The organism is Actinokineospora globicatena, assembly GCF_024171945.1.
Lineage (GTDB): Bacteria > Actinomycetota > Actinomycetes > Mycobacteriales > Pseudonocardiaceae > Actinokineospora > Actinokineospora globicatena.
In genome coordinates, this window is record NZ_JAMTCR010000003.1 from 368,244 (window position 1) to 391,999 (window position 23,756).

General features: G+C 70.8%; 21 protein-coding genes and 1 pseudogene. 14 read left to right on the plus strand and 8 right to left on the minus strand.

Annotated features, from left to right (window positions below):
* Nucleotides 1-628: 628 nt before the first annotated feature.
* From LV79_RS14980 to LV79_RS14990, 3 genes are read right to left on the minus strand one after another with little or no spacing between them, the layout of a single operon-like run.
* On the minus strand, nt 629-1,282 hold the full coding sequence (locus LV79_RS14980; RefSeq protein WP_253836816.1) for a hypothetical protein: 654 nt from the start codon (nt 1,280-1,282) through the stop codon (nt 629-631).
* The gene (locus LV79_RS14985) at nt 1,279-2,109 is read right to left on the minus strand and encodes an ATP-binding cassette domain-containing protein (protein WP_253836818.1); all 831 of its coding nucleotides are present in this window, start codon (nt 2,107-2,109) and stop codon (nt 1,279-1,281) included. Before LV79_RS14985 ends, LV79_RS14980 begins: the two co-directional genes overlap by 4 nt.
* Before the next feature lie 9 nt (nt 2,110-2,118).
* Nucleotides 2,119-5,217: a GH92 family glycosyl hydrolase gene (locus LV79_RS14990; protein ID WP_253836819.1), complete on the minus strand. Its 3,099-nt coding sequence runs from the start codon at nt 5,215-5,217 to the stop codon at nt 2,119-2,121.
* A gap of 137 nt (nt 5,218-5,354) precedes the next feature.
* Between LV79_RS14990 and LV79_RS14995 the strand changes: the two genes are divergently transcribed.
* Nucleotides 5,355-5,864 (plus strand): hypothetical protein, encoded by a 510-nt coding sequence (locus LV79_RS14995; protein ID WP_253836821.1) that lies wholly within the window; start codon nt 5,355-5,357, stop codon nt 5,862-5,864.
* A gap of 333 nt (nt 5,865-6,197) precedes the next feature.
* A complete protein-coding gene (locus tag LV79_RS15000; RefSeq protein WP_253836823.1) occupies nt 6,198-6,887 on the plus strand; it encodes a S8/S53 family peptidase in 690 nt (229 codons plus the stop codon).
* A gap of 22 nt (nt 6,888-6,909) precedes the next feature.
* Here LV79_RS15000 and LV79_RS15005 read toward each other — a convergent pair whose 3' ends face one another.
* Complete coding sequence (locus LV79_RS15005) at nt 6,910-8,211, minus strand: M20/M25/M40 family metallo-hydrolase (RefSeq protein ID WP_253836825.1); 1,302 nt, start codon at nt 8,209-8,211, stop codon at nt 6,910-6,912.
* A gap of 217 nt (nt 8,212-8,428) precedes the next feature.
* Here LV79_RS15005 and mptB point away from each other — a divergent pair, with 217 nt between their 5' ends.
* The 4 genes and pseudogenes from mptB to LV79_RS15025 all read left to right on the plus strand — a co-directional run.
* A complete protein-coding gene (mptB, locus tag LV79_RS15010) occupies nt 8,429-10,030 on the plus strand; it encodes a polyprenol phosphomannose-dependent alpha 1,6 mannosyltransferase MptB (RefSeq protein WP_372495344.1) in 1,602 nt (533 codons plus the stop codon).
* A gap of 345 nt (nt 10,031-10,375) precedes the next feature.
* Complete coding sequence (locus tag LV79_RS15015; protein WP_253836829.1) at nt 10,376-10,570, plus strand: hypothetical protein; 195 nt, start codon at nt 10,376-10,378, stop codon at nt 10,568-10,570.
* A gap of 47 nt (nt 10,571-10,617) precedes the next feature.
* Entirely contained in the window at nt 10,618-11,304 is a 687-nt protein-coding gene (locus LV79_RS15020) for an MBL fold metallo-hydrolase (RefSeq protein ID WP_253836831.1), read from the plus strand.
* Nucleotides 11,305-11,377: 73 nt separating this feature from the next.
* Nucleotides 11,378-12,535, plus strand: a pseudogene (locus LV79_RS15025) (MFS transporter); the annotation flags it as partial.
* 18 nt (nt 12,536-12,553) lie between these two features.
* Here the strand turns inward: LV79_RS15025 and LV79_RS15030 are convergent.
* Nucleotides 12,554-13,471, minus strand: a complete 918-nt coding sequence (locus tag LV79_RS15030; RefSeq protein WP_253836833.1) for a S66 peptidase family protein — start codon at nt 13,469-13,471, stop codon at nt 12,554-12,556.
* The gene (locus LV79_RS15035) at nt 13,468-15,378 is read right to left on the minus strand and encodes a S9 family peptidase (protein WP_253836835.1); all 1,911 of its coding nucleotides are present in this window, start codon (nt 15,376-15,378) and stop codon (nt 13,468-13,470) included. Before LV79_RS15035 ends, LV79_RS15030 begins: the two co-directional genes overlap by 4 nt.
* 112 nt (nt 15,379-15,490) lie before the next feature.
* Here LV79_RS15035 and LV79_RS15040 point away from each other — a divergent pair, with 112 nt between their 5' ends.
* The 3 genes from LV79_RS15040 (at nt 15,491) to LV79_RS15050 (ending at nt 18,557) form a co-directional block, all read left to right on the plus strand.
* Entirely contained in the window at nt 15,491-16,060 is a 570-nt protein-coding gene (locus LV79_RS15040) for a DUF3090 domain-containing protein (RefSeq protein WP_253836837.1), read from the plus strand.
* 8 nt (nt 16,061-16,068) lie between these two features.
* The gene (locus LV79_RS15045) at nt 16,069-16,863 is read left to right on the plus strand and encodes an SCO1664 family protein (RefSeq protein ID WP_253836839.1); all 795 of its coding nucleotides are present in this window, start codon (nt 16,069-16,071) and stop codon (nt 16,861-16,863) included.
* Nucleotides 16,864-17,105: 242 nt separating this feature from the next.
* Entirely contained in the window at nt 17,106-18,557 is a 1,452-nt protein-coding gene (locus tag LV79_RS15050) for an amidase (protein WP_253836841.1), read from the plus strand.
* 18 nt (nt 18,558-18,575) lie between these two features.
* On the opposite strand, the gene LV79_RS15055 is transcribed toward LV79_RS15050, so the two are convergent.
* Nucleotides 18,576-19,430: an LLM class F420-dependent oxidoreductase gene (locus LV79_RS15055; RefSeq protein WP_253836850.1), complete on the minus strand. Its 855-nt coding sequence runs from the start codon at nt 19,428-19,430 to the stop codon at nt 18,576-18,578.
* A 261-nt stretch (nt 19,431-19,691) separates the two neighbouring features.
* Here LV79_RS15055 and LV79_RS15060 point away from each other — a divergent pair, with 261 nt between their 5' ends.
* From LV79_RS15060 to LV79_RS15080, 5 genes are all read left to right on the plus strand, one after another.
* Entirely contained in the window at nt 19,692-20,504 is an 813-nt protein-coding gene (locus LV79_RS15060; protein WP_253836852.1) for a DUF3097 domain-containing protein, read from the plus strand.
* A gap of 40 nt (nt 20,505-20,544) precedes the next feature.
* Nucleotides 20,545-20,970: an NfeD family protein gene (locus LV79_RS15065; protein WP_253836854.1), complete on the plus strand. Its 426-nt coding sequence runs from the start codon at nt 20,545-20,547 to the stop codon at nt 20,968-20,970.
* Between the two features lie 75 nt (nt 20,971-21,045).
* Nucleotides 21,046-22,110, plus strand: coding sequence for an SPFH domain-containing protein (locus tag LV79_RS15070; protein WP_253838509.1), 1,065 nt, complete (start codon nt 21,046-21,048; stop codon nt 22,108-22,110).
* A gap of 30 nt (nt 22,111-22,140) precedes the next feature.
* A complete protein-coding gene (locus LV79_RS15075) occupies nt 22,141-22,608 on the plus strand; it encodes a hypothetical protein (protein WP_253836856.1) in 468 nt (155 codons plus the stop codon).
* Entirely contained in the window at nt 22,599-23,069 is a 471-nt protein-coding gene (locus LV79_RS15080) for a hypothetical protein (RefSeq protein ID WP_253836858.1), read from the plus strand. The genes LV79_RS15075 and LV79_RS15080 overlap by 10 nt, the downstream gene beginning before the upstream one ends.
* 1 nt (nt 23,070) lies before the next feature.
* Here LV79_RS15080 and LV79_RS15085 read toward each other — a convergent pair whose 3' ends face one another.
* Nucleotides 23,071-23,754, minus strand: a complete 684-nt coding sequence (locus tag LV79_RS15085; RefSeq protein WP_253836860.1) for a methyltransferase — start codon at nt 23,752-23,754, stop codon at nt 23,071-23,073.
* Between the last annotated feature and the right edge of the window lie 2 nt (nt 23,755-23,756).

A 23,756-nucleotide genomic window follows, 5' to 3' on the forward strand; every position in this document is an offset into this window, starting at 1 on the left:
CTCATGTCTCGGTCGTGGCTGCATCCACCTCACCGCCTTTTCTTCTTGCCTCAGCACGTGCTCGCGAGCTACTTGAGGGACCGCTAGGCCCAGTACGGGCAGCCGACGGACAAGGAGTTGGCGCGCCGCGCCGGTGCGCGGGCGCTGCGGGCCTGGAGACCCAGTTTCGGCAGCGGTGGTTGGTCGCCCGCAAGGAGATGGACGCGCACAAGCACGGTCTGGCGGCCGCCACCGCGCCACCCGTGGAAGCGGTCGGGGTGGCGTTCGAACGCGCGCACACGGCGACCACGATGGTTCCGGCCACCTATTACCGCGAAAAACCCAAGTTCTACCGGGTCGGTGCTCGGCGGGTTGTTTCCGCGCGCGCCGAGGTGCGGGTGACCTATGTGCGGCAATATCCGCCGACGGTGTTCACCACTCCGGCCTCAGCGGAGTACTTCGAGGCCATCCTCGGGTGGGCGCGGCGGCGGGATGGTTCGCAGCGGACCGTGCGGCGCATCATCGGGGTGCCCTACCGCGAGGACGGGCCTGATCTGGCGATGGTGGCCTCGCCGCGCGAACACCACGAGCAGAGGGTCGAGATCTTCTTGAGCCGTATCTGCGGGGGATCGGGCAGGTGTAGCCGGGATCAGTCCCGGCGGATGGAGATGACGTGGGTGATGACCGCGGCGACGGCGAGGACGGCTAGGCCGATGGGGAGGAGTGCGGCGGCGGTGGGGAGGACGTCGGCGGCTTTGTTGGTGTTGGCCATGCCTTTGAAGAGGGTGTTGGGGGGCGAGCCTGTTGTCAGCAACGCGGCGGTGACGAGTGCTAGGGCTGTGAGGAGGGCATAGCCCTGGCGGCGGATTACCAGGCGTGAGCACAAGAGACCGACGGCGAGGCCTAGGGATGCGCACAGTAGGTGGGCCAACGCGCCTGCGGGTAGGTCGGCGGCGGTGATGGGGCGGGGGTTCATCAACAGCGGCAGGCCAAGACCGATGATGGTCAGCCCTACCGCGAACAGGGCGCTCACCGCGATCGTCGCCGCTAGCACCTTGACCGGGCCGCGCGCGGCTACCACGGTGATCGCGCGGTGGGTCGGGTCCTCCACGCTGATCACGGCCATGGTGAGCCAGGTAGCGCAAACGAGCAGGATGCCGGAGTTGAGTGCGTAGACCCCCGGCAGCGGGCCAGAGTCGCTGCCGGACGAGATACCGACGCCAGCGCAGAACAGCAGGACCGGGGCCAGGTAGCGCTGACCGTGGATGGTCGTGGCCAGGGTGTAGCGGATGAGCGCGATCATGGGGCCGCCTTCTCCGGGGTCACGCTGTCGATCGACCAGCCGTGGCGCAGTGCGATGGTGAGCAGGGCGTCGGAGTGGTCGCGGTCGACGCGGACGAACAGCTGGCCCTGGTGCGTGACGGCGGTCAGCACGCCGTCAACCTCGTCCCAGCCGGGGTCCTCGGTGTCCTGACCGGACTGCGTTAGCGCTACCTCGACGATCGCACGCCCGGGTGCGGTCGCCTCGGCGATCCTGCCGTCGTGGATACGGTGGATCCGGGTCGCGTTCGCCCTGGTCACCGACTCGCGGTGGTCGGTGAACACCACCGCGCCGCCGGCGGCCGCGACCTCGGCGATGATCGTCGCCAGGACCCCGTGCGCGTCGGCGTCCAGGCCCGACCACGGCTCGTCGAGCACCAGCAGCCCCGGCGGGACCAGCAACGCCTGCGCCAGCGCCACCTTCTGCGCGTTGCCCTTCGACAGCGTCCGCACCTGCGCGTCGAACCCGCCCTGCAGGTCCAACCGCTCCAGCAGCTCCTCGGCGCGCTCGGCGGCCGCTATCGAATTCATGCCCCGGATCCGCCCGAGGTGCTCGAGGTACGCGGCTGCGGACAGGCGCTCGTTGGGCGGGAACCGCTCCGGTACGTACCCGACGACGTCCGGGCGACCGCTCACCGTCCCCGCTGTCGGCCGTGAGACCCCGACCATCAACCGCAGCAACGTCGACTTGCCCGAACCGTTGCCGCCAACGATCGCGACCACGGCACCGGGTTCGACAGTCAGGTCTACCTCGCGCAGCACCCAGTTACCGCCGCCGTAGCGCTTGCTCACTGCCTCCACGCTCAGCATGGGGCCACCTCAGCTCGTGCCGGGGTCCTCGTGGTCGGCCAGTAGTTGGACCTGGGCGAGTCGGGTAGGACCGTCGAACACGAGACGGTAATGCCGGTGGTGTTCGGGTGTTGTTACCTCGAACGGGCGAGTCTGCCGACGCCAGCGGAAAACCTGGTCGGACTGCCGGTCCAGCTCCCGCCACTCGCGCCCGTCGGACGAGCCGAGCAACGTCCAGGCGACCGGGTCGGGACCGGCCGACGCCGAGGTCAGCGTGTAGAGCAGGACGCGCCCGGCGACGTCGACGGTGACCGGACCGTCCACGGTGGTCTCGGTGCGGGCCGTGTCGTCGAACAGCGGACCGGGCAGGCTCGCGGTGAGGTCCCGCAGGGGCGGACCCGACCCCAGCGGCTCGGGAAGCCGGTCAGCGCCCCACAGCGACGGCGTCGGCCCCATGGTGAACTCCAGCCGGGCGCCCGCCGCGACGACGTCGTGGTCGATCCACGCGTGGTCGTGGGGCTCACCGTTGACCACGAGCTTCTGCACGTAGACGTTGTCGTGGCTGTTGCCGTGCGCGATGACCTCGAGGTCGCCGCCGTCCAAGTGCACCACGGCGCGGCGGAACAGAGGCGAGCCGATGGCGTAGACGGGCAACCCGACACGCAGCGGATAGAGGCCCAACGCGCTGAAGAGGTACCAGGCCGACATCTCGCCGTTGTCCTCATCGCCGCAGTAGCCCTGACCGATCTCGCTGCCCTGATAGAGCCGAGCGAGCACGTCTCGCACGATCTCCTGCGTGCGCCAAGGACGGCCGAGCTGGGTGTAGAGGTAAGCGATGTGGTGCGCGGGCTGGTTGCTGTGCCCGTACTGCCCAAGCCGGACGTCGCGCGCCTCGATCATCTCGTGGATGGGGCGACCGTAAGAGCCGGGGAACGCGGCCGTCTCCGGGGTCGCGAAGTACTCGTCGAGCTTGTCGGCCAACGCAGCGGGACCGCCGTAGAGCGCCGCAAGACCGATCGGATCGTGAGGCACGCCGAACGCGGCCGTCCACCCGTTGGTCTCGGTGTAGTCGTAACCCCACACGCGCGGGTCGAACTGCTGCGGAGACCACCGCCACGTCTTGTCCCTGCCCTGGAAGAACCCGACAGCGGGGTCGAAGTGGTGCACGTAGTGGCGAGCACGGTCGAGGAAGTACGCGTGGTTGGCGGTGTCACCGAGCGCGGCGGCCATGGTCGCGATCCCGGCGTCGTTGACGCAACCCTCCAACGCCCACGACATGCCCTCGTTGACCGTCGTCGGCGTGTAGTGCAAGAAGATCGACCGGTCGATCCCCTTGCGGCCGACGCTCTCGTCCGGCGGCACTACCGTCGCGTTCCGGATCGCCGCGTCGTAGGCGTCGCGCACATCGAACCCGGACACACCTTTGCCGTGGGCGTCAGCGAACGCGACGTCGGAACTCGTGCCGGTCATGAGGTTCGCGTAGCCGGGGGAGGACCACCGCGACACCCAGCCGCCGTCGCGGTACTGCTGCACGAACCCGTCGACCAAGGCGCCGCAGCGGACCGGGTCCAGCAACGCGTAGGCGGGCCAACACGTGCGGTAGGTGTCCCAGAACCCGTTGTTGACGTAGATCTGCCCGTCCTTGACCGCAGGCGGGCTTACCGGGCTCGCATAGCGCGTTCCGGCGTCGGTGTGCTCGAACCCCGAGTTCGGGTAGAGGAACAACCGGTACAGGCATGAGTAGAGCGTGGTCAGCTGGTCGTCAGTGGCGCCCTCGACCTCTACACGGTCGGTGATCGCGGCCCACTGGGACTTGGCGTCCTCGCGCACCGCGTCGAAGTCACGCTCGTCCAGGTTGCGCGCTGCCTGCTCCGGGCTGATCAGCGAGGTCGCGACCCTCAGCGTCACCTGGGTCGTGCCCTCGGGGAACCGCACCAGCATCGTGCGATCACGCGCTAGACCCCGCCACCGGTGATCGGCGCGCGCGATCGGTGTGTCCACCTTCCCGTGGACGTACATGCGGCCCGCGCCCACCGACAGTCCACTACGGACATCGGTGTACCCGGTGATCGTGTCGCCGTTGACGCTGACCTTCCCGCCCAGACCGACGTTGTCCAGCACTAGATGCGCCGGACCCGGGGGATAGGTGAACCGCAGCACGGCAGCGTGATCAGATGGCGCTACCTCGGCGCGCACGCCGTTATCGAACTCGACCAGGTAGTGATACGGGTGAGCGTGCTCGTTGGCGTGGTCGAAGGTGAGCGCGCGCGCCTGCCCACCGACCTTCGTGCCGGTCGTGGGCATGAAGTGGAACGTGTGCCGATCACCCATCCACGGGCTGGGCATGTGGCTCAACCCGATCGCCTGCACCGCGGGCCGGTTCTCTGCCGCGTTGCCCCGGTGGTATTCGTAGGACCAGTTCGTCACCGCCGCGTTGGTGACCGGGATCCAGAAGTTGAACCCGTGCGGCACCGCTGTCGCCGGGATCGTGTTGCCCCGGGAGAACGACCCCGTCGAGTGTGTGCCCCTCGTCGTGACGATCCGCTCGACCGGAGCCGTCGGCCGAGCCGCGACCGGACCGATAGCCAGGTCGTCGACCCACCCCGCGAACGACGCCGGTCCGTCGGGGATGTCGACGGCCAACAACACGCGCGCGATTGTCTTGCCGTCAGCGACAGAGAGCCGCACGGCGCGGTGGTTCCACTGGTCGGGGAACAGCGCCTTCGACTCACCCTGCGCGCGGGCCGTGAGTGCGTAGCCGAGCTGGTCTACCGCCCCTAGGTCCGATAGCCGGGTCCCGTCGCTGAACACGAGATCGAGCGCGACGTGCGTGGACAGGTAGCGCTCATCGAACTCGGGAAACACTACGTACGACAACACGCAGTCAGCGGTAACCGGCTGATCTGACCAGAACAACCGGTTCGCGGCCGCCCCCGATCCCTCGCCCTCGTAGCGCAGCGCGCGCAGGCCGGTGAAACCGACGCCCGGCTTCGCGGCGGGCGCCTTCGCCGGGCCGGGACCGAGCCGGGTGCGCAGGGCGATCGCGGGGGAGCGGGCACCCAGTTCCGGGGTGTCGGTCCAGGTCGGAACCGGATCGGCCGCCTCGAAGGACGTGCGGAACCCTGGCATGCGGATCACGCTACGCCCGGGCGGCGGCGCCGAAGTGATCTTCTGCCCGGATGGCCGATCGTGACGGAGGTCATTTCCCCCGATCCGCCGCCGACCGCGCCAGTAGGGTCGGCCACCAGGGCGGGGAGGAGGGGCTGGTGCCGCCGGGAACCGGGGAACTGTTCATCGCTGAGGTAGACCGCGACGCCTGGCGCCGCCCGCTCGTGCCATGGGTCGTCGGTGGCGCTGTCGTCACCCTGACCGGGCTGGCGCTGCTGCTCGTGGGCTGGTTCGGGATCGTGGTCGCGCTGGCGGGTGCCTGCGTGGTCGCGGCCAAGGTCGGCGGCTACGTGGCCCGGCGCAAGCGGCGCTCGAGCCCGCTGATGATCGACCTGGACGGCGTGACGCTGCCGACCGCCCAAGGGCCCGCGCTGCTGCCGTGGGACACCCTGCGCGCCGTGGTCGTCGACGGCCCCACCCTGCGGTTCCGCGTCCGCCCCAGCGTCACCCCCGCGACCCCGGGCGTCACCGGCCTGCACCGCCGCGACGCCTGGCCGGTCGCCTCCGGCCCGGGCCTCCCGCTCGACACCCGCCTGTTCACCCGCGACCGCGACGAGATCATCACCGCACTGCGCGACTACTCCCACGGCTCACTGCGCATCTCCTAGGCGGCACCGCAGCCGTACCGCTCGCGCTCCGACGCCGGGTGGATGCACTCAATGGCCTCGTGCGTCCATCGAGGGGCACCGAACGGGGTACCTCCGTCGGAGATCGCACCACAGCGTGAACCGTCAGGCTCTGCCTCGAGCTCCGAAATCGTCCGCGCCGGTGTCCGGTGGCGACCTGGGTATCGACACCCTCCGTCGCCGGGACGAGCGGAAAGACGGTTACAGAGAGTCGATGGAGATGTCACTCAGATGGCGTGCACGTGAATCTGCACGGGCGGTCTAGGGTTGGCAGTCGGGTGTCACTCGATCGTGCACTGGCGAGGTGGTTGGGCCGTGATCTCTGGGGTCGGTGGGCGGGTTCGGTCGCCGTTGGTGGACCTGGTGCGGTTGACCCGGGTGGTGCGGTGGGGGTCGGGCGCCGAGGCGGTCGAGGTGATCGCCACGGAGGCGGACACGCCGTTCCTGAGCGGGGTGGGCGGTCGGGACGGGTTGGCGATCAACCCGTTGTCGCCGGTGCTGACGCGGGCGGTGGGGCAGTCGCGGCCACCGGGGGAGTTAGCCGGGGTGCTGCGTGCCGTGACGGCCAGGATCGCGTTGGTGAGCCTGGCGGTCGGCGAGGGTGACGAGCACCCGTTGCACGCGGCACTCGATGACACCGCCACCCGGGACATCCTCGTCGTCACCGCGGGCGACACCGCCGTCGCCGACCACCCCTGGTCCATCCCCGTCCTGTCCTGCACCCCCTCCGGCCGCCCCAGCTGGTTCGTCGACCCCGACCCGGACGCGCGCGGGCTCCTCGCGCCAGGCGAAGAGGTCCCCGGCCCGCAAGGCCCCACGACGGGCAACGGAGTCGCCGCGGCCGTCGTCGCCGCGACCGCCGCGTTGCTCTGGACGATGTTCCCCGCCGCGACCGCGTCCCAGGTCCGGTCAGCGCTCCTCATCGGTGCCAGCCACCGCCCCAGCGGCCCGCCGCTGCTCGACGCCGAACGCGCCTACGAGCAGCTGGCCCACTACGCGACCTGAGCGTCAGCCGGACATGACAGCGTCAGCCGGACATGACCCGGTCCAGCACCTCCACGCCGAACCGCAGCCCCTCCACCGGCACCCGCTCGTCCACCCCGTGCGCCATCGCCCGGTAGTCGAAACCCTCCGGCAGCAGCAGCGGCGCGAACCCGAAGCACTCGATGCCCAGCTTGCTGAACGCCTTGGCGTCGGTGCCGCCGCCCATGCAGTACGGGACGACCACGCCGTCGGGGTCTTGGGCGCGGATCGCCGCCGCCATCGTGTCGAACCACGGGGAGTCGACCCTGGACTCCACCGGCGGCTGGTTGGCGATGAACTCCCGCCGGATACCCGGACCGAGCAGGTTGTCGATATCGGACAACATCCACTCCTCCGTGCCCGGCAGCACTCGGGTGTCCACCTGGGCCTGTGCCACCCCGGGTACTACGTTGACCTTGTAGCCCGCCGACAACACCGTCGGACGCGTGCTGTTGCGGACGGTGTTCTCCACCAGCTTCACCGCCGGACCGAACCGGGCGATCGTCCCGTCCACATCGTCCCAATCGACCGGCACGTCCAACGCCGCCGCGGTCCGCTCGATGAACGCGCGCACAGCGGGCGTCAGCACTACCGGCCACTGGTGGGCCGAGAGCCGGTGCAGCGAGTCCACGAGCTTCACGACCGCGTTGTCGTCGTTGCGGCGAGAGCCGTGCCCAGCCCTACCTGTCGCCGTCAGCAGCAAGTGCGCCGTGCCGCGCTCAGCCGTACCGACGGGGTAGAGCCGTACGAGCGACCCGTCCTCGCGTCGCACCGGCACGGTGTACCCACCGGACTCGCCGATCGCGGCGACACATCCCTCGAAGAGCTCCCGGTGTTCCTTGACCAGCCAGTGAGCCCCGTAGTAGCCGGTGTCCTCTTCGTCCGCGACGAACGCGACCACGATGTCGCGCTGCGGAACCCGCCCCTCCTCCGACCACCTACCGAGCACCGTCAGCACTGACGCGCACATGTCCTTCATGTCCACCGCGCCCCGGCCCCAGACGAAACCGTCGCGAATCTCACCCGAGAACGGGTCGACCGACCACTCGTCGGGATCGGCGGGCACGACGTCCAGGTGCATCTGCACCAGCAGCGCGGGCAGGTCCGGGCGCGCCCCCGCCACCCGCGCCACCACGTTGGACCGCCGCGCCGCGCGCTCGAGCAGCACCGGTTTCTGACCCGCGTCGGTCAGCAGGTCCGCGACCACCTCCGCCGCGTCGCGCTCACCCCGCCCCTGCCCGTGACCGCGGTTGGTGGTGTCGAAGCGGATCAACCGCGCGCACAGGTCCTCGACCGGCTCGGTCATGGGGCGGGGCCTCCTCGTGGGGTCGGTGGCGCTAGGGCCGTTCGGCTCCACCCTGGCCACATCCGCCCGGGGTGCGCAACGTGAACAACCGCGCAGGTGGGCCGAACGGCGGCAGGCCAACGGAGCAACGAGGTGTGACCATCCGCACGCGACAGGTGCGCCCGGAACGGCCATCACGCGGATGCGGTCGCGCGCGCCTGTGTAATCTCATCTCCCGATGGCCACCAGCACAGAACCGTCCCCACACGTGGATCACCCCTTGGGCGCTGACGAAGCGGACACCGCGAACACCCTGCCCGACCAGGCGGAGACCGTCGCCGACGGTCGCGACGACCAGGTCGACCGGCGGCCCAACCCGCTGCCCGTGCGCACGATCGCACTGGGCACCGCGGGCAGCCTGCTGATCCTGCTCAGCGCCTTCGGCGCCGCGGGCGTCCTGGTCAGCGACCCGGTCCTCGGCCACGGCCCGCTGTCGTGGATCCGCTACGGCCACGGCCAGATGCTGGCCACCGCCACCCTCTACCTCGGCTTCGGCCTGGTCGTGTGGGCGTGGGTCCGGCTGGGCAGGCACGTGCTCGCCGGGCGGGTCGGGTCGCGACCGGTGCTCATCGGCGCCGCCTGCTGGATGGCCCCGCTGCTGTTCTCGCCGCCGGTGTTCACCCGCGACGTGTTCTCCTACCTGGCGCAGGGCACCCTGCCGCTCTACGGGCAGGACCCGTACGCGGTCGGGCCCATCGTGCTCGGCCTGCAGGAGGTCGTGCAGAACGTCCACCCGTTCTGGCAGACCACCGCGGCCCCGTACGGCCCGCTGTTCATCATGCTCGCCAAGGGCGTGGCCTGGGTGTCGGGCACGAACATGATCCTCGGCGTCGTCCTCATGCGCCTGGTTCTGCTCGGCGGCCTCGCGCTGCTGCTGTGGTCGCTGCCCGGCCTGGTCCGCCACCTCGGCGGGCACCTGCCCACCACGCTGTGGCTGGCCGTGGCCGGTCCGATGACCGTGGTGCACCTGGTCGGCGGACCGCACAACGACCTGCTGATGGTCGGCTTCCTCGCCGCGGGCACGCTGTGCGTCCTCGACCGCAAGCACGTGCTCGGCATCGCCCTGGTCACCCTCGGCGCCGCCGTCAAGGCGACCGCCGCGCTGGCCTTGCCGTTCCTGGTGTGGGTGTGGGCCGGGCACCTGAAGTCGACGTTCTGGAAGAACTTCACCCGCGCCGTGGCTGCCGCCGTCGCCACCACCGCCGTGGTGTTCACCGCGACGACGCTGCTGGCCGGGGTGAACCTGGGCTGGTTCAACGCGCTGCAGGCCCCCACGATGATCGTCAACTGGCTGTCGATCCCGACCGCCGTCGGCGAGGCCGTGCACACCGTGGTCGACCTGTTCTTCGACGTCAACAAGAGCTGGTTCGTCAACACCACCCGGGTCATCGGTGGCCTGCTGTTCTTCGCCATCGCCATCCGCCAGTGGTGGCTCTCCCGCCACGGTGGCGCTGACGCGGTCCGCCGGATGTCGTTCGTGCTCTTCGCGGTCGCCATCCTCTCGCCCGCGACCCTGCCGTGGTACCTCACCTGGGGCTTCGTCATCGCCGCCGCCCTGCCGTGGCAGCGCAGGCAGCTCGCGATCCTGGTCGGCGCCGCGGTGTTCCTGGTGCTGACGTACTCGCCCGCCGGTGAGGACCTGCTCTACAACTGGCCGTTCATCGCCTGCGCCATCGCGGTGTCGATCCTGGCAGGCATCTCCCTGGTCCGCCACGACCCGCTGCGGCTGTTCAACGACCGCCACGAGCTGGTCACCGTGGACGCCCCCACGAAGGTCTGAAACCCGGTTGCCCTGGCCGCGCCACGCCGGCCAGGGTGACCAGGTGCGGATCCTGGTCAACTTCGTCTACTGCCACCCGCTCGGCCACGCCATAGGGCCCTGCACTACGCCCAGCGGTCCGTGTCCTTCATCGTGTAGCACGGTGACGTGCTGCGTCGCTGCATCGAGCAGCCAGAGCGGTGGTGTACGTCGTGGCAGCGCCGACGATCATCGTCCACGAGCACGTAGGGTGGAAAGCTCGCTGAGAGCGCTACTGTCGGGCGAACGAGGATCCAGAGGGTGTCCCCTGGCGTGACCTGCGTGGTCCCTCGCGGGCCGAGGTTCGCCACGTGGTAGCCCGATCCGGTGGACGACGACGGGCCGCGCGCGCCCAGCATGTCCTACCAGCGCATCGCTGAAGACCTCCCCGAGATCGGCGAAGGGGCCGCGCGGCTTGTCGAGCGTCGGTGGCCCTACCGGGTGGCTCTTGCCGATCACGTGCGGCGGATGTCCACTGTGGGTGGTGTGCGGTGGTCCATTGACGATGCGCACCTGCTCTAAGCGAACGCGCGAGCCAACGGCGGGCGCACGGTCCTAGCGTCGAAAGCATGCGGATCTCTGAGCGGCTGACCATGTTGGCCTTCCCGATTGGACAGGCCTACCTGTGGCGGGACGGCTCGGCACTGACCTTGATCGATACCGGGATCGCGGGCTCTGGGGCGCGGATCGCCGCGGCTGTCGCGGAGATGGGGTTGGACACCGCCGCCATCAAGCGGGTGGTCCTGACTCACGGGCACAACGACCACATCGGGTCGGCCGCCGAGGTGCGGGGGTGGCACGGCGCGACGGTGTACGCGCACCGCGGGGACGCCGACGTGGTCAGGGGGATCGCGGCGCCGGGGGTACCGGTGATGGCGGACTGGGAGGTCGAGATCTTCGCGGCGACCCTGCCCCACGTGCCGCCAGCGCCACCCTGTCCGGTCGATGTGGAGCTGACCGGGGGAGAGGTGCTCGACTTCGGCGGCGGGGCGCACCTGGTGCCGGTCCCCGGCCACACCGACGGCAGCCTCGCGGTCCACCTGCCCGAGCACGGCGTGCTGTTCACCGGCGACACCATCGCCTCCCACGAGGGCGAGGTGATCCTGGGCGTCATCAACACCGACCCGGCTCTGGCGGTCGCGTCCATGCGGGTCCAGGCCGACCTCGGCCCCGACACCGTCTGCTTCGGGCACGGCGCACCGGTGCTGACCGGCGGGGCGTCCGCTCTGCGGGCGGCGGTGTCCCGTTTGGAGTGAGTGTGGCGGAGAACGCTCCCAAAACGGCTCGCGCGGGGGCCCACCCGGCGGTGAGGATGATCGCGTGACTGGTGTGGCCTCTCCCCCCGCTCCCGTCCGAACCCCGTCGTTGGCCCCGCTGGCCACCACCGCGGCCGCCGTCGGCGTGGCCGGAGCCCTCGGTGTCCCGTTCCTGCCGCTGTTCCTCACCGAGGAGGTCACCGCCGACCCGGTCGCGCTCGGCGGGTTCCTGCTGGCCGGGCCGATCGCCAGCGTCCTGGTCAGCAGCCTGCTCGGCCGCCTGTCCGACACCAGGGCGATCCGCCGGGCGCTGATGGTCGGCGCGGGCGTGGCGGGCGCCGCGGGCTACGGCCTCTACACGATCACCCGCGACTACTGGCTGCTGCTGGCCCTGTCGATCACCCTCGTCGCCGCGAGCACCTCGCTGATATCGCAGGTCTTCGCCTACGCGGGCCTGGTGCTGGAGCGCTCCGGCTCCACCAGGGCCCCGCTGATCATCAGCACCCTGCGGATGCTGGTGTCCGTGTCCTGGGTCGCGGGCCCACCGCTGGCCGCCCTGCTGGTCTCGGTCGCCGGGTTCACCGGCCTGTTCGCCGCCGTGGCCGTCTGCTACGCCCTCATCGCCGCCGTCGCCTGCCTGCTCCCCGAACCCGCCGCCGAGCACCACGGCGAACGGCAGGACCGCCCCGCTCCGGCCGCCAAGCGCAAACTGCTGTTCGCGGTACCGGCCTTCGCGCTCATCCAGGCGGCGGGCGCGCTGGGCATCATGGCGCTGCCGTTGTTCGTCGCCGCCGAGCTCGGCGGCACCGCGGCTGACGCGGGCCTGGTCATGGGCCTGTGCGCCGCGCTGGAGATCCCGCTGATGCTCGCCTTCGGCGCCCTCGCCGTGCGCACCAGCCAGCACCGCCTGGTCATGGTCGGCATGGTCGTCGCCGTCGCCTACCACGCGGTGATGGCCGCGACCGGCGCCATCTGGCAGGTCGCCGTGGCGCAGCTGCTCAACGCCGTGGTCATCGCCGCGGTGATGGGCGTCGGGATCTCCTATTTCCAATCCCTGGACCCCGGCCGCCCCGGCGCCGTTACCGCCCTGTTCGGCAACACCACCGTCGCCGGGACCATGGTCGCCGGACCGCTGCTCGGCCTCGCCCAGCAGATCGGCTACCGCGACGCCTACCTGATGTCGATGATCATGGCTGCCGCCGGAGTCCTGCTGCTCGCCCTGGCCCGCCCCTCGGGCAAGACCCGACCCTCAGGACAGGGCGGCCTCGGTCACCGTCAGCGTCCCGTCGTCGGCGTCGAGCACCGCCTCGGCCCCGAGCGGGATGGTGAGCTGACCGGGGCAGTGCCCGAACCCCAGCTCCCACACCATCGGCAGACCGAGCCCCCCGAGTAGGTCCTCGATCACCGAGTAGACCTCCTCGGGCCGCCCGCACCCGGCCCACGAGCCCAACGCGACCCCCGAGACCCCGGTGAACCACCCGGCCCGCAGCAGCTGCGTCAGCATCCGGTCGACCCGGTACGGCGCCTCGTTGACGTCCTCGAGCAGCAGGATCGCCCCGTCCGGCGGCGGGAAGTAGTCCGCGGCGCCCAACCCCGAGGTGATCAACGACAGGTTCCCGCCGACGGTGACCCCCGCCGCCACCCCGTGCCCGGCCGTCGCGGTCGCCGGACCGATCAACCGCCGCGCGCTCTCCGGGTAGAACAGCGTGTCCTGCAGGTGGCGCTGCGCGTCGGCGTCGAACAGCACGCCCGCGATCATCGGCCCGAACAGCGTCACCAGGTCCAACCGGGCCCCGAGCGCGTCGTGCAGGCACGTCGCGTCGCTGGACCCCACGAACACCTTCGGGCCCGCCGCCGCCAGCTCCGACCAGTCCAACAGGTCCAGGACCCGCTGCCCGCCGTAGCCACCGCGCGCGCAGATCACCGCCTCGACGGCCGGGTCGCACCACGCGCGCTGGAAGTCCGCCGCCCGGTCGGCGTCGCTGCCCGCCAGGTACGGCAGCTTCGGGTGGTGGCCGAGCAGGTGGTCGCCGACCTTCACGGTCAGGTCCCACGACTCCAGCACCGCGACGCCCTCGGCGAGCAACCGCGGGTCGACCGGACCCGACGGTGCCACGACCGCGACCGTGGAACCGCGGCGCAGCCTGGGTGGGTGGGCGCGCTTCACCGGTGCAGCTCCACCTCGGGCGCGTCGGTCGCGAAACCGAACACCTGCCCGTAGAACGACAGCTCCGCCTCCGCGGCCGTGGCGATCGTCGACGCCGCCCGGAACCCGTGCTGCTCACCGGCGAAGGTCAGGTACGCGTGGGGGACGCCGGTGCCATCGAGCGCGGCCACGAACCGGTTGGCCTGTGCGGGCGGGCACACCTGGTCCTCCAGCCCCTGCAACAACAGCACCGGACCGGACAACGTGTCGATGTGGTTGATGGGGGAGCGCTCCAGGTAGCGCTCACGGTGCTCGGGCAGCGACCCGACAAGGCCCTCCACGTACCGCGACTCGAAGTCGTGGCTCTCCACGCCCCCGTCCGCCCACGGCGTCAGGTCCAGCAGCGGGTACCGCAGCACAGCGCACTGGAACGTGTCGACCGACGTGATGGCCGCAGCCGCGGTCCACCCACCCGCGCTACCGCCGCGGATCGCGATCCGACCTGGGTCAGCCAGCCCCTCCTTGACCAACGCCGTCGCCACCGTCGCGCAGTCACGCACGTCCGCCACGCCCCACTGCTCCTTGAGCAGCTCCCGGAAGGCCCGACCGTGCCCGGTGGAACCCGCGTAGTCGACCGTGACGACCGCGAACCCGCGGCTGGTGAAGTACGCGATGTCGTAGGACAACGCCGGCACGTCGTGCGAGGTAGGGCCACCGTGCGCGCACACCAACAACGGCGGCAGCTCACCGTCAGGACCAACGAAGTCCGGGTTGGTCGGCGCATAGACGTGCGCCGGGATCCGGTGCCCCTCCGGCGCGTCGAACAGCACCGTCCGGGGCTCCGGCAGGTACGCCACCGACGGCGGGTCACCCGGGGTCCCGAGGACCGCCAGCTCACCGGTCGACAGGTCCAGCCGCACCGGCGTCCAGTCCGACCGGGGACCGGCCGCCGACGCCACCACGACACCGTCGGTGCCCGCGTCCAGGTTCGACCACACCGGCAGGTCTGTCTCGACCTCGGTCACCGTGCCCGACCGCTCGTCGAGCACCGTCAACCGGTTCCGCCGCAGCACCGCGAACCGCCCACGCCCCAGCTGCGCGAACCACTGGTAACCCAACTGCCACAGCGCGCCACCCAGCTCGTGCTCACCGGGCGCCAAGGCGACCACCGAACCGTCGAGCCCGATCCGGTGCAGGTTCCACCACCCCTGCGGGTCGGTCATCGCCAGCAGCGAGTCCGGCGCCTCCCACTGCACCTGGCACACCGACTCGCGCGGACCACCCGCGACCACCCGGTGCGGACCGAACGTCCCGTCCGCGCCAACCGCCGCGACGCACAACTCCGTGCCGTCCCACGGCATGTTCGGGTGCTCCCAGCCGATCCACGCCGCGTGCCGCCCATCAGGGCTCGGTTGCGGCGCCGTCATGAAGTGGTGCGTACGACCCAGCACGCGGGCAGGACCACCGTCGAGAGGCAGCGCTACCAGCTCGCGGTAGTCCGAGGCGTCCTCGCGCACACACCACACCTCGGCGTCGCCCGGCCCCGCCACCAGGTCCACGTACCGCCACCCCTGCGGGGTCGACGGCTCAGCCGAGATCGGCGCCGGGTCCACACCGTCCCGGTCGGTCAGGTAGACCCGCTGGTCGTCCCAGTTCACGAACACGACCCGGTCACCGAGCACCAGGTACGGCAGCCCGCCATACTCGTGCACCCGGCTGCGCACGTTCCACGGCGCCGCCAGCACGCGCCGCACGCGCTCGCCGTCGTGCCGGAACAACGCCGACCGGCCGCCCTCCAGGGGCTGGCCCTCGGTCCAGAACACCTCGTCGCCGTGCCTGCGGACCCACGACGGGGCACTGCCCGCCCTGGCCACGTCGGCCGCGCCGAGAGGGGACACCCACGTACCGTATGGAGCGATCTTCGCCACAGGCAGGACCCTACAGACCCCGCTGTGGTGGCCCGATACGGTGGACCGGTGCGGGGACTGCGGTGGGTACGGCCTGCTCGCCGCCGGGATGTCCCATAAAGTCGGAGGTGCCATGGCCCGTGTCATCCACGTCTTCCGCCAACCCGACCGGTTCGTCGCCGGGACCGTCGGGCAACCCGGTGACCGCACGTTCTACCTGCAGGCCGTCGAGAGCGCCCGCACCGTCAGCGTGACCATCGAGAAGCAGCAGGTCGCCGTGCTCGCCGAGCGCATCGGCTCGCTGCTCGAGGAGGTCCACCGCCGCTTCGGCGCCGAGGTCCCCGACGGGGTGCCCGACACCGACGTCGACGCCGAGCCGCTCACCGTGCCGGTCGAGGAGGAGTTCCGGGTCGGCACCATGGGCCTGGGCTGGGACGCCGAGACCCGCGCCGTGGTCATCGAGCTGCTTGCCGCGACCGAGGGCGAGGTCGACGAGTCGGTGGTGCTCGACGACACCGAGGAAGGCCCCGACGCCGTGCGGGTGTTCCTCAGCCCGACCGAGGCCAGGGCGTTCGCCGAGCGCGCCGACCGGGTCGTCAACGCCGGGCGCAAGCCGTGCCCGCTGTGCGGCGAGCCGCTCGACCCCGGCAACCACGTCTGCCCGCGGCAGAACGGGTACCGCCGCAGCGACGACGAGGACTGAGGACACCCGTGCTGCCCACCGACCCCGGTGTCGGCGAGTTCCTCCTGCACGGCTCCCTGGAGATCGAGGGCAGGCTGGTCGACGCCTCCAACGCCACCCTGTTCTGCGCCATCGAGGCCGACGGGGTCACCGCCCAGTGCGTCTACAAGCCGGTGCGCGGGGAACGCCCGCTGTGGGACTTCCCCGACGGCACCCTGGCGGGCCGCGAGGTCGCCGCGTACCTGGTCGCCCAGGCCGCCCGCCTGCCGCTGATCCCGCCGACGGTGCTGCGCGAGGGCCCGTTCGGACCGGGGATGGCGCAGCTGTGGATCGACACCAAGGAGGGCGACGACCTCGTCGACGTCGTACCCCCCGACGAGGTCCCGCAGGGGTGGCGGCCGATCCTGCACGCCCACGACCGCTTCGGCGACCCCGCGGTCCTGGCCCACTCCGACGCCGCGCCGGTCGCGCTGATGTCCGCCATGGACGTGGTGCTCAACAACGCCGACCGCAAGGGCGGGCACGTCCTGCACGGCACCGACGGCGGCGTCTACGGCGTCGACCACGGCATCTGCCTGCACCAGGAGAACAAGCTCCGCACGGTGCTGTGGGGCTGGGCGGGGGAGGCCCTGCCGGACGAGGCCGTCGACGCCCTGCACGCGCTCAACGCCGCGCTGCGCGGACCGCTGCCGGGGGAGCTCGCCGAGCACATCACCCGCGCCGAGATCGCGGCACTGACCGCCCGGGTGAAGGCGCTGCTCGCCGCCCCGGTGTACCCCGTCCCGGACGAGGACGGTCGCCCCATCCCGTGGCCCGCCTTCTAGCCCACTCGGTCTAGTCACCCGCTCTCACCAGGTCCTCCCTCCAGCGCTCTCCCACAAACTCATTATCAGCTATCGACTATCAAGATATCCGATAGCTCTGCTCCTGGACACCACAAAACAAGAGAGGCAAGGACATGGGGGAGCGGGCGGTGCGGACGCTCGGGTGGATACGCCGGGACATCATTCCGGTTGTCCGAGTCGGCGTTTTATGGCCTGCTCCAGGGAGCCGTACGGTCGGATCCATGGAGTGGATCTCTCAGACGGCGGAGGAGTTGGCGGCCGCTTTGCGCGCCGGTGACGTGACCTCTGTGGACCTGACCGACGAGGCGATCGCCCGTATCGAGCGGGACGACAAGGCGATCAACGCGATCTGCGTGCCGGACTTCGACCGGGCGCGAGCCGCCGCGCGCAGTGCCGACCAGGCGTTGGCTCGCGGTGAGGACCGGCCGTTGCTCGGGATTCCGGTGACGGTCAAGGAGTCCTACAACGTGGCTGGTCTGCCCACGACCTGGGGCATGCCGCAGCACCGGGACTTCGTGCCCGCCGAGGACGCGGTGCAGGTGTCCCGGCTCAAGGCCGCCGGGGCGGTGGTGCTCGGCAAGACCAACGTGCCCCTGGGTCTGCAGGACATCCAGACGTTCAACGAGATCCACGGCACCACCAACAACCCGTGGGACCACGACCGCACGTCGGGCGGGTCTTCTGGCGGGTCCGCGGCGGCCCTGGCGTCCGGGTTCGGCGCACTGTCCATCGGCTCCGACCTCGCCGGTTCGCTGCGCACACCCGCCCACTTCTGCGGCGTCTACGCGCACAAGCCGACACTCGGGCTGGCGCCGACCCGAGGCATGGTCGCGCCGCCTGCGTGGGCGTTGCCGACCGAGCACGACCTCGCAGTCGTCGGTCCGATGGCGCGCTCCGCCCGCGACCTGACGCTCCTGCTCGACGTCATGGCCGGGCCGGATCCGCTGACGTCCGGCGTGGCGTACCAGTTGACCCTGCCGCCCCCGCGCCACCAGCGGTTGAGCCACTTCCGGGTCCTGGTCCTCGACGACCACCCGTTCATCCCGACCGGGTCCGCCGTGCGGGCGGGCGTGAACCGGGTGGCCGACGCGCTCGTCAGCAGCGGCGCCCGCGTCGAACGGCACAGCTCGCTGCTGCCCGACCTGGCCGAAGCCGCGACGCTCTACACCCAGTTCCTGTTCTCGAGCTTCGTCGCGCGTTTCCCGGTCGACGCGCTCGAGCAACTTCGGGTCCACGCGGCGAGGCTGGCGGCGGATGACCGGAGTCTCGACGCGGCGAGGCTGCGCGCCATGGTGTTCAGCCACCACGACTGGCTGGAGGTCAGCAACCGCCGCGAGCTCCACCGGCACGGCTGGCGGCAGGTGTTCGCCGAGTTCGACGCCGTGGTGTGCCCGATCACGCCGACTCCCGCGTTCCCGCACGACCACAACCCAGACCTGCTGGCCCGCCGGATCGACATCGACGGTGTCGAGTACCCGTACTTCGACCAGCTCGTCTGGGCCGGTGTCGCGACCATGCCCGGCCTGCCCGCCACCGCCATCCCCACGGGACAGTCACCCGAGGGTCTGCCGGTGGGCGTGCAGCTCATCGGCCCGATGTTCGAGGACCGCACCCCGCTGCGGCTGGCCGAACTGCTCGAGCAGGAGATCGGCGGCTTCCAGGCACCGAACTAGAACCGGCGGGGGAGGGGCTCAGCTGGGGGAGAGGGCGGCGTGGCGCTCCAGGAACCTGGCCACGTCGTCGGTGTCCTCCAGGGGGAGCGGGTACAGCGTGAGCCGGGTGACCCCGAGGTCGGCGTACTGGGCCGCCGCGGTGGCGGTCACCTCGACCGGGTCGACCTGCATGAAGTTGATCTCCAGCTGGCCGAGGGCCGCCGGGCGTTCGACCACTCGGGCCGCCTCGACCAGGCCGCGCAGGTGCCGGGCGAGGTCGTCGGGGGAGGAGCCGGTGCCGAACCAGCCGTGGCCGCGGGCGACCACTCGGCGGAACGCGGCGGGGCTGTGGCCACCCACGACGATGCGAGGACCGCCCGGGGTCGCCGGTCGCGGGTTGGCGTCGACGTTGTGGAACGACACGTGCTTCCCGGTGAAGGCGACCGGGGCCGGGTCGTTCCACAACGCGCGCATCGCGTCGATGTACTCGTCGGTGCGGCTGCCGCGCTCCGACAGCGGCACGCCCAGCGCGGCCAGCTCGGGTTCGAGGTAGCCGCCCGCGACGCCGAGCAGCAGTCTGCCGCCGGAGAGCACGTCCAGGCTGGCCGCCTGCTTGGCCAGGACCAGCGGGTTGCGCTGCGGCAGGATGACGATCCCGGTTCCCAGCTCGATCCGCGTGGTCACGGCGGCCACGTAGGTCAGGTGGATCAGCGGGTCGAGGATCGGGTCCTCCGGCGCCATCGGTGACTCGGGCACCCGCGGGCTGGGCAGGACCACGTGGTCGCCACACCACCACGACCGGTACCCGAGGTCTTCGGCCAATGCGGCCAGCCGCCCGGTCTCGGCAGGCCGGAGTGTGGCCTTCGCGCTCAACCCGTACACGCCCAACTCCACGAGCCAACCTCCTGGTGATCGTCTACGGCTGATTCTCGATCCCCGCGACCCACCAGGCCAAGTGCTCTCACCGCAGTCTCCGGTCCCGCTCCCCCATGAGACTCATTATCCGCTATTAACTATCAAGATTACCGATGATTACTCTAACCTGGCCCACCGGAAACCGAAACGGCACTGCCCAAAAACAGCTTCGACACAGGGGAGCGGGTCGGCTCGGCGTGCCTCGGGCTGGGGGAGCGGGTGGGTCGCTAGCGTGGCGGCGTGCGCTCTCAGGATTACGGCGACATCACCTCCGGCAGGCCGCGCAGGCAGATCCCCGAGGTGGTGGCCGAGGACGGGTTGGTGGTGGAGGACGCGGCCACCGGGTTCTGCGGTGCGGTGGTGCGGTTCGAGTACGGGAACGTGGTGCTGGAGGACCGGCACGGCAGGCACCGCTTGTTCCCGTTGACCCCGGCCGGGTTCATGGTCGACGGCCGCGCGGTGACCCTCGTGCGCCCCGCGCCCGTGCGGGCACCGGTCGCGCCGAAGCGGTCGGCGTCGGGGTCGACGGCGGTGCAGGGGCTGCGGGCGCGCACGGCGCGGGAGAGCCGGATCTGGGTGGAGGGCATCCACGACGCGGAGCTGGTGGAGTTGGTGTGGGGCCACGACCTGCGGGTCGAGGGTGTGGTGGTGGAGCCGCTGGACGGTGTGGACAACCTGGCCGAGTTGGTGGCGGGGTTCGGCACGGGCCCGGGGCGTCGGCTCGGGGTGCTGGTGGACCACCTGGTGGCGGGCAGCAAGGAGTCCCGGATCGTCGACGGGGTGCGTGACGAGCACGTGCTGGTGACCGGACACCCCTATGTGGACATCTGGCAGGCGGTGAAGCCGTCGGTGCTGGGGATCGCGGCCTGGCCGGTGGTGCCGCGGGGCGTACCGTGGAAGGACGGTGTGTGCGCGGCGCTCGGCTGGGGTGACCCGGCGGACGGGTGGCGCCGGGTGCGCGGGTCGGTGCGCGGGTTCCGCGACCTGGAGGCGCCGCTGGTCGGCGCGGTCGAGCGGTTGATCGACTTCGTGTCCGACCCGGGTTCTGCCTGATCGGGACCCGGGTGGGCGCGCGGTCTGGGAGGATGATCGCATGGCGGCTCTGGTCTGGCTCGTGGGTGGGTTGCTGCTGATCGCCGCCGAGGTGCTCTCGGGTGACTTCGTGTTGGTCATGCTGGGGGTCGCGGGGTTGTTCGGCGCGGGTACCGAGGCGCTCTTCGGTGAGCCGGTGCTCACCGTGGTGGTGTTCGCGCTGGTGTCGTTGGGGTTGACGACGGTGGCGCGGCCGGTGTTGCGCCGCCGGCTGGGCGGGGCGCACGTGCGCGACAACGTGGCCGCGTTGGTCGGTGAGCGCGCGGTGGTCCTCGCGCGGGTCGACGAGCACGGTGGGCGGGTGAAGCTGCGCGGCCAGGAGTGGTCGGCGCGCGCACTGGACGCCACTCAGGTGTTGGAACCCGGGTCGTCGGTGACGGTCATGGAGATCGCCGGGGCGACCGCGGTGGTGTGGGCCGACCAGTAGGCCCGGAGGTTGGAGGGTGTTGTGAGTGTGCCGCTGATCGTGGGCATCGTGGTGGTGTTCTTCGTCCTGGTCGTGATGGTGAAGTCGATCAAGGTGATCCCGCAGGCGCAGTCGGCGGTGATCGAGCGCCTCGGTCGGTTCCGGACGGTGGCGGAGCCGGGGTTGAACTTCCTGGTGCCGTTCTTCGACCGGATCCGGGCGCGGATCGACCTGCGGGAGCAGGTGGTGTCGTTCCCGCCGCAGCCGGTGATCACGCAGGACAACCTGACGGTGTCGATAGACACGGTGGTGTACTTCCAGGTCACCGATTCGCGGGCGGCGGTGTACGAGATCGCGAACTACATCATCGCGGTGGAGCAGTTGACCACGACGACGCTGCGCAACGTGGTGGGTGGGATGAGCCTGGAGGAGACGCTGACCTCTCGCGACCACATCAACGGGCAGCTGCGCGGGGTGTTGGACGAGGAGACCGGTCGGTGGGGGATCCGGGTGGCGCGGGTGGAGTTGAAGGCGATCGACCCGCCGCCGTCCATCCAGGACTCGATGGAGAAGCAGATGCGCGCGGACCGGGAGAAGCGCGCGATCATCCTGACCGCGGAGGGGCAGCGGGAGGCGGCGATCAAGACCGCGGAGGGCAGCAAGCAGAGCCAGATCCTGGCGGCTGAGGGCGCGAAGCAGGCGACGATCATGGCGGCGGAGGCGGAGCGGCAGTCGCGGATCCTGCGGGCGCAGGGTGAGCGGGCGGCGCGGTACCTGCAGGCGCAGGGTCAGGCGAAGGCGATCGAGAAGGTGTTCGCGGCGATCAAGGCGGGGCGGCCGACGCCGGAGGTGTTGGCGTACCAGTACCTGCAGACGTTGCCGGAGATGGCCAAGGGTGACGCGAACAAGGTGTGGATGATCCCCACGGACTTCAGCCGGGCGTTGGAGGGGTTCGCGCGGCAGTTCGGGATCAAGTCCGACGACGGGGTGTTCCGGTACGAGCCGTCGGACGAGCCGGTGGCGTCGGCGCCGCAGGGCGATGACGAGGAGGTCTCGGACTGGTTCGACACGTCCACCGATCCGGAGGTGGCGAAGGCGGTGCGGGCGGCGGAGGCCGTGGCGCGCAAGGAGGTCGACCCGTTGTTGCCGCCTCAGCTGTGAGGTGTCGGTGGGTGCTGGTGTACTGCGCCCATGGGTTTGCTGACTGACTATTTCCGGGCGCCGTCGGCGGCCGTGGTGGTGGCCGCCGTGCAGCGTTCCGGCGGCCATTCGCCTGTTGGCGAGTTCGACGGTGTGTCGGCGAAGTGGCTTGAGGTGCTGGTCGTGTTGGGTCGGTTGGTGGTGGCCGCGACTGGTGAGTCGTACCGGGTCGGTGAGCACGAGGCGGTGTGGCCGACGACGCCGGAGCCGACGGGTGTCCCGGAGGACGGGGATCCGTGGGCGGAGGGTCCGTGGGTCTACGAGGTGGGGGTCGAGGCGCACGACGCGTTGGCGTCGATCACTGATCCCGGGGTGGTGGCGGCGAGGTTGGTGGCGACGGCCGAGGAGTTGGACGGGGCGTCGGCGGGGGAGTGGGAGCCGGTGGTGGCCGAGTTGGCGGCGTTGGCGCGTCGGGCTCGGGCGGCGGGGGAGCGGTTGTACTGCTGGATGTGCCTCTAGTGGGTGTCGCGGCGGTGTACTTCCAGGCGCCGGGTGTGGGGGCGGTGCTGGCGGGTGTGGCGGATCGGGCGACGTTCCCGGATTTCGATGGTGTCGAGGCGGAGTGGTTCGGGTTCGACGCGGCGATGGACCGGTTGGTGGCGTTGGCGCGTGGTGTGGACGAGCACGTGATTGTGGAGTGTCAGGTGTGGCCCGCGGGTCCGGACCCTGAGGGGCCTGTGGCTGCGGGTGATCCGTGGTTGACGGGGCCGTTCGTGTCCGAGTGGGACGTCGCGACCCGGGACGCGTTGGCCGCGTTGGCATCGGTGTCCGATGAGGACGTGGCGCGGGTGGCGGTGGCGTGGGCGCGGGGTGAGGAGTTGGAGCCGGGGGCGGAGGTCGTGCAGTGGGTGGTGTCGTTGGTGCGGGTGGCACGGGCAGCGCGGGACGCGGGGGAGTCGTTGTTCTGCTCGGTGGTGTGAGTCAGGCGCGGGTCATGCGGTAGGTGAAGTAGTCGACGGTCCAGCCGTCTCGGGTGTGGTGCGCGGTGGCGAGGGTCTCGCTGGTGAGCCCGGCGGCGGTGGCCTGGGTGTGCAGGTGGTCGAGGTCGCCGGAGGTGCCGAAGAAGATGAGGAGTCGGCCTCGGGTGGTGAGGTGGGTGTCGACCTGGGCGAAGAAGGTGTTCATGGCGCGGTAGCCGTGGTCGGTGGTGGCCAGTTCGGTGGTGTCGCGGGGGGCGAACCAGCGGAACGGCGGGTCGAAGACGATGAGGTCGTACTGGCCGGTGACGTGGCTGAAGACGTCGCTGTGGTGGGCGTCGATGGTGACGTTGTTGCGTTCGGCGTTGGCGCGGGCGGTGGTGACGGCGTGGGGGTTGAGGTCGACGGCGGTGACGTGGTGGGCGGTGGCGGCGGCGAGGATGGCGTTGACCCCGCTGCCGGTGCCCATGTCGAGGACGCGGTCGTCGGGGCGGACCTCGGTGAGGACGGCGTCGCCGAGCAGGTGGGAGACGGGGGTGATGGGTTGGATGCCGTTGGGGATCACGAGGGTGCGGCCGAGGTAGTCGACGGTGGTGTCGGGTCGGGCGCGGGACTCCTGGTAGGCGTGTTCGTGCCAGGCCCGGACTCGGGTGACGTAGTCGGCGGGCAGCCGGGTGTCATGATCCATGG

Excerpts from the sequence above, each read along its gene's own strand:
- LV79_RS14985 (WP_253836818.1), bottom strand. The coding sequence starts at position 2,109 with ATGCTGAGCGTGGAGGCAGTGAGCAAGCGCTACGGCGGCGGTAACTGG.
- LV79_RS15085 (WP_253836860.1), bottom strand. The coding sequence starts at position 23,754 with ATGGATCATGACACCCGGCTGCCCGCCGACTACGTCACCCGAGTCCGG.
- LV79_RS15075 (WP_253836856.1), top strand. The coding sequence starts at position 22,141 with ATGGGTTTGCTGACTGACTATTTCCGGGCGCCGTCGGCGGCCGTGGTG.
- mptB (WP_372495344.1), top strand. The coding sequence starts at position 8,429 with ATGGCCACCAGCACAGAACCGTCCCCACACGTGGATCACCCCTTGGGC.
- LV79_RS15040 (WP_253836837.1), top strand. The coding sequence starts at position 15,491 with ATGGCCCGTGTCATCCACGTCTTCCGCCAACCCGACCGGTTCGTCGCC.
- LV79_RS14990 (WP_253836819.1), bottom strand. The coding sequence starts at position 5,217 with ATGCCAGGGTTCCGCACGTCCTTCGAGGCGGCCGATCCGGTTCCGACC.
- LV79_RS15005 (WP_253836825.1), bottom strand. The coding sequence starts at position 8,211 with ATGACCGAGCCGGTCGAGGACCTGTGCGCGCGGTTGATCCGCTTCGAC.
- LV79_RS15050 (WP_253836841.1), top strand. The coding sequence starts at position 17,106 with ATGGAGTGGATCTCTCAGACGGCGGAGGAGTTGGCGGCCGCTTTGCGC.
- LV79_RS15065 (WP_253836854.1), top strand. The coding sequence starts at position 20,545 with ATGGCGGCTCTGGTCTGGCTCGTGGGTGGGTTGCTGCTGATCGCCGCC.
- LV79_RS15070 (WP_253838509.1), top strand. The coding sequence starts at position 21,046 with ATGGTGAAGTCGATCAAGGTGATCCCGCAGGCGCAGTCGGCGGTGATC.
- LV79_RS15020 (WP_253836831.1), top strand. The coding sequence starts at position 10,618 with ATGCGGATCTCTGAGCGGCTGACCATGTTGGCCTTCCCGATTGGACAG.
- LV79_RS14980 (WP_253836816.1), bottom strand. The coding sequence starts at position 1,282 with ATGATCGCGCTCATCCGCTACACCCTGGCCACGACCATCCACGGTCAG.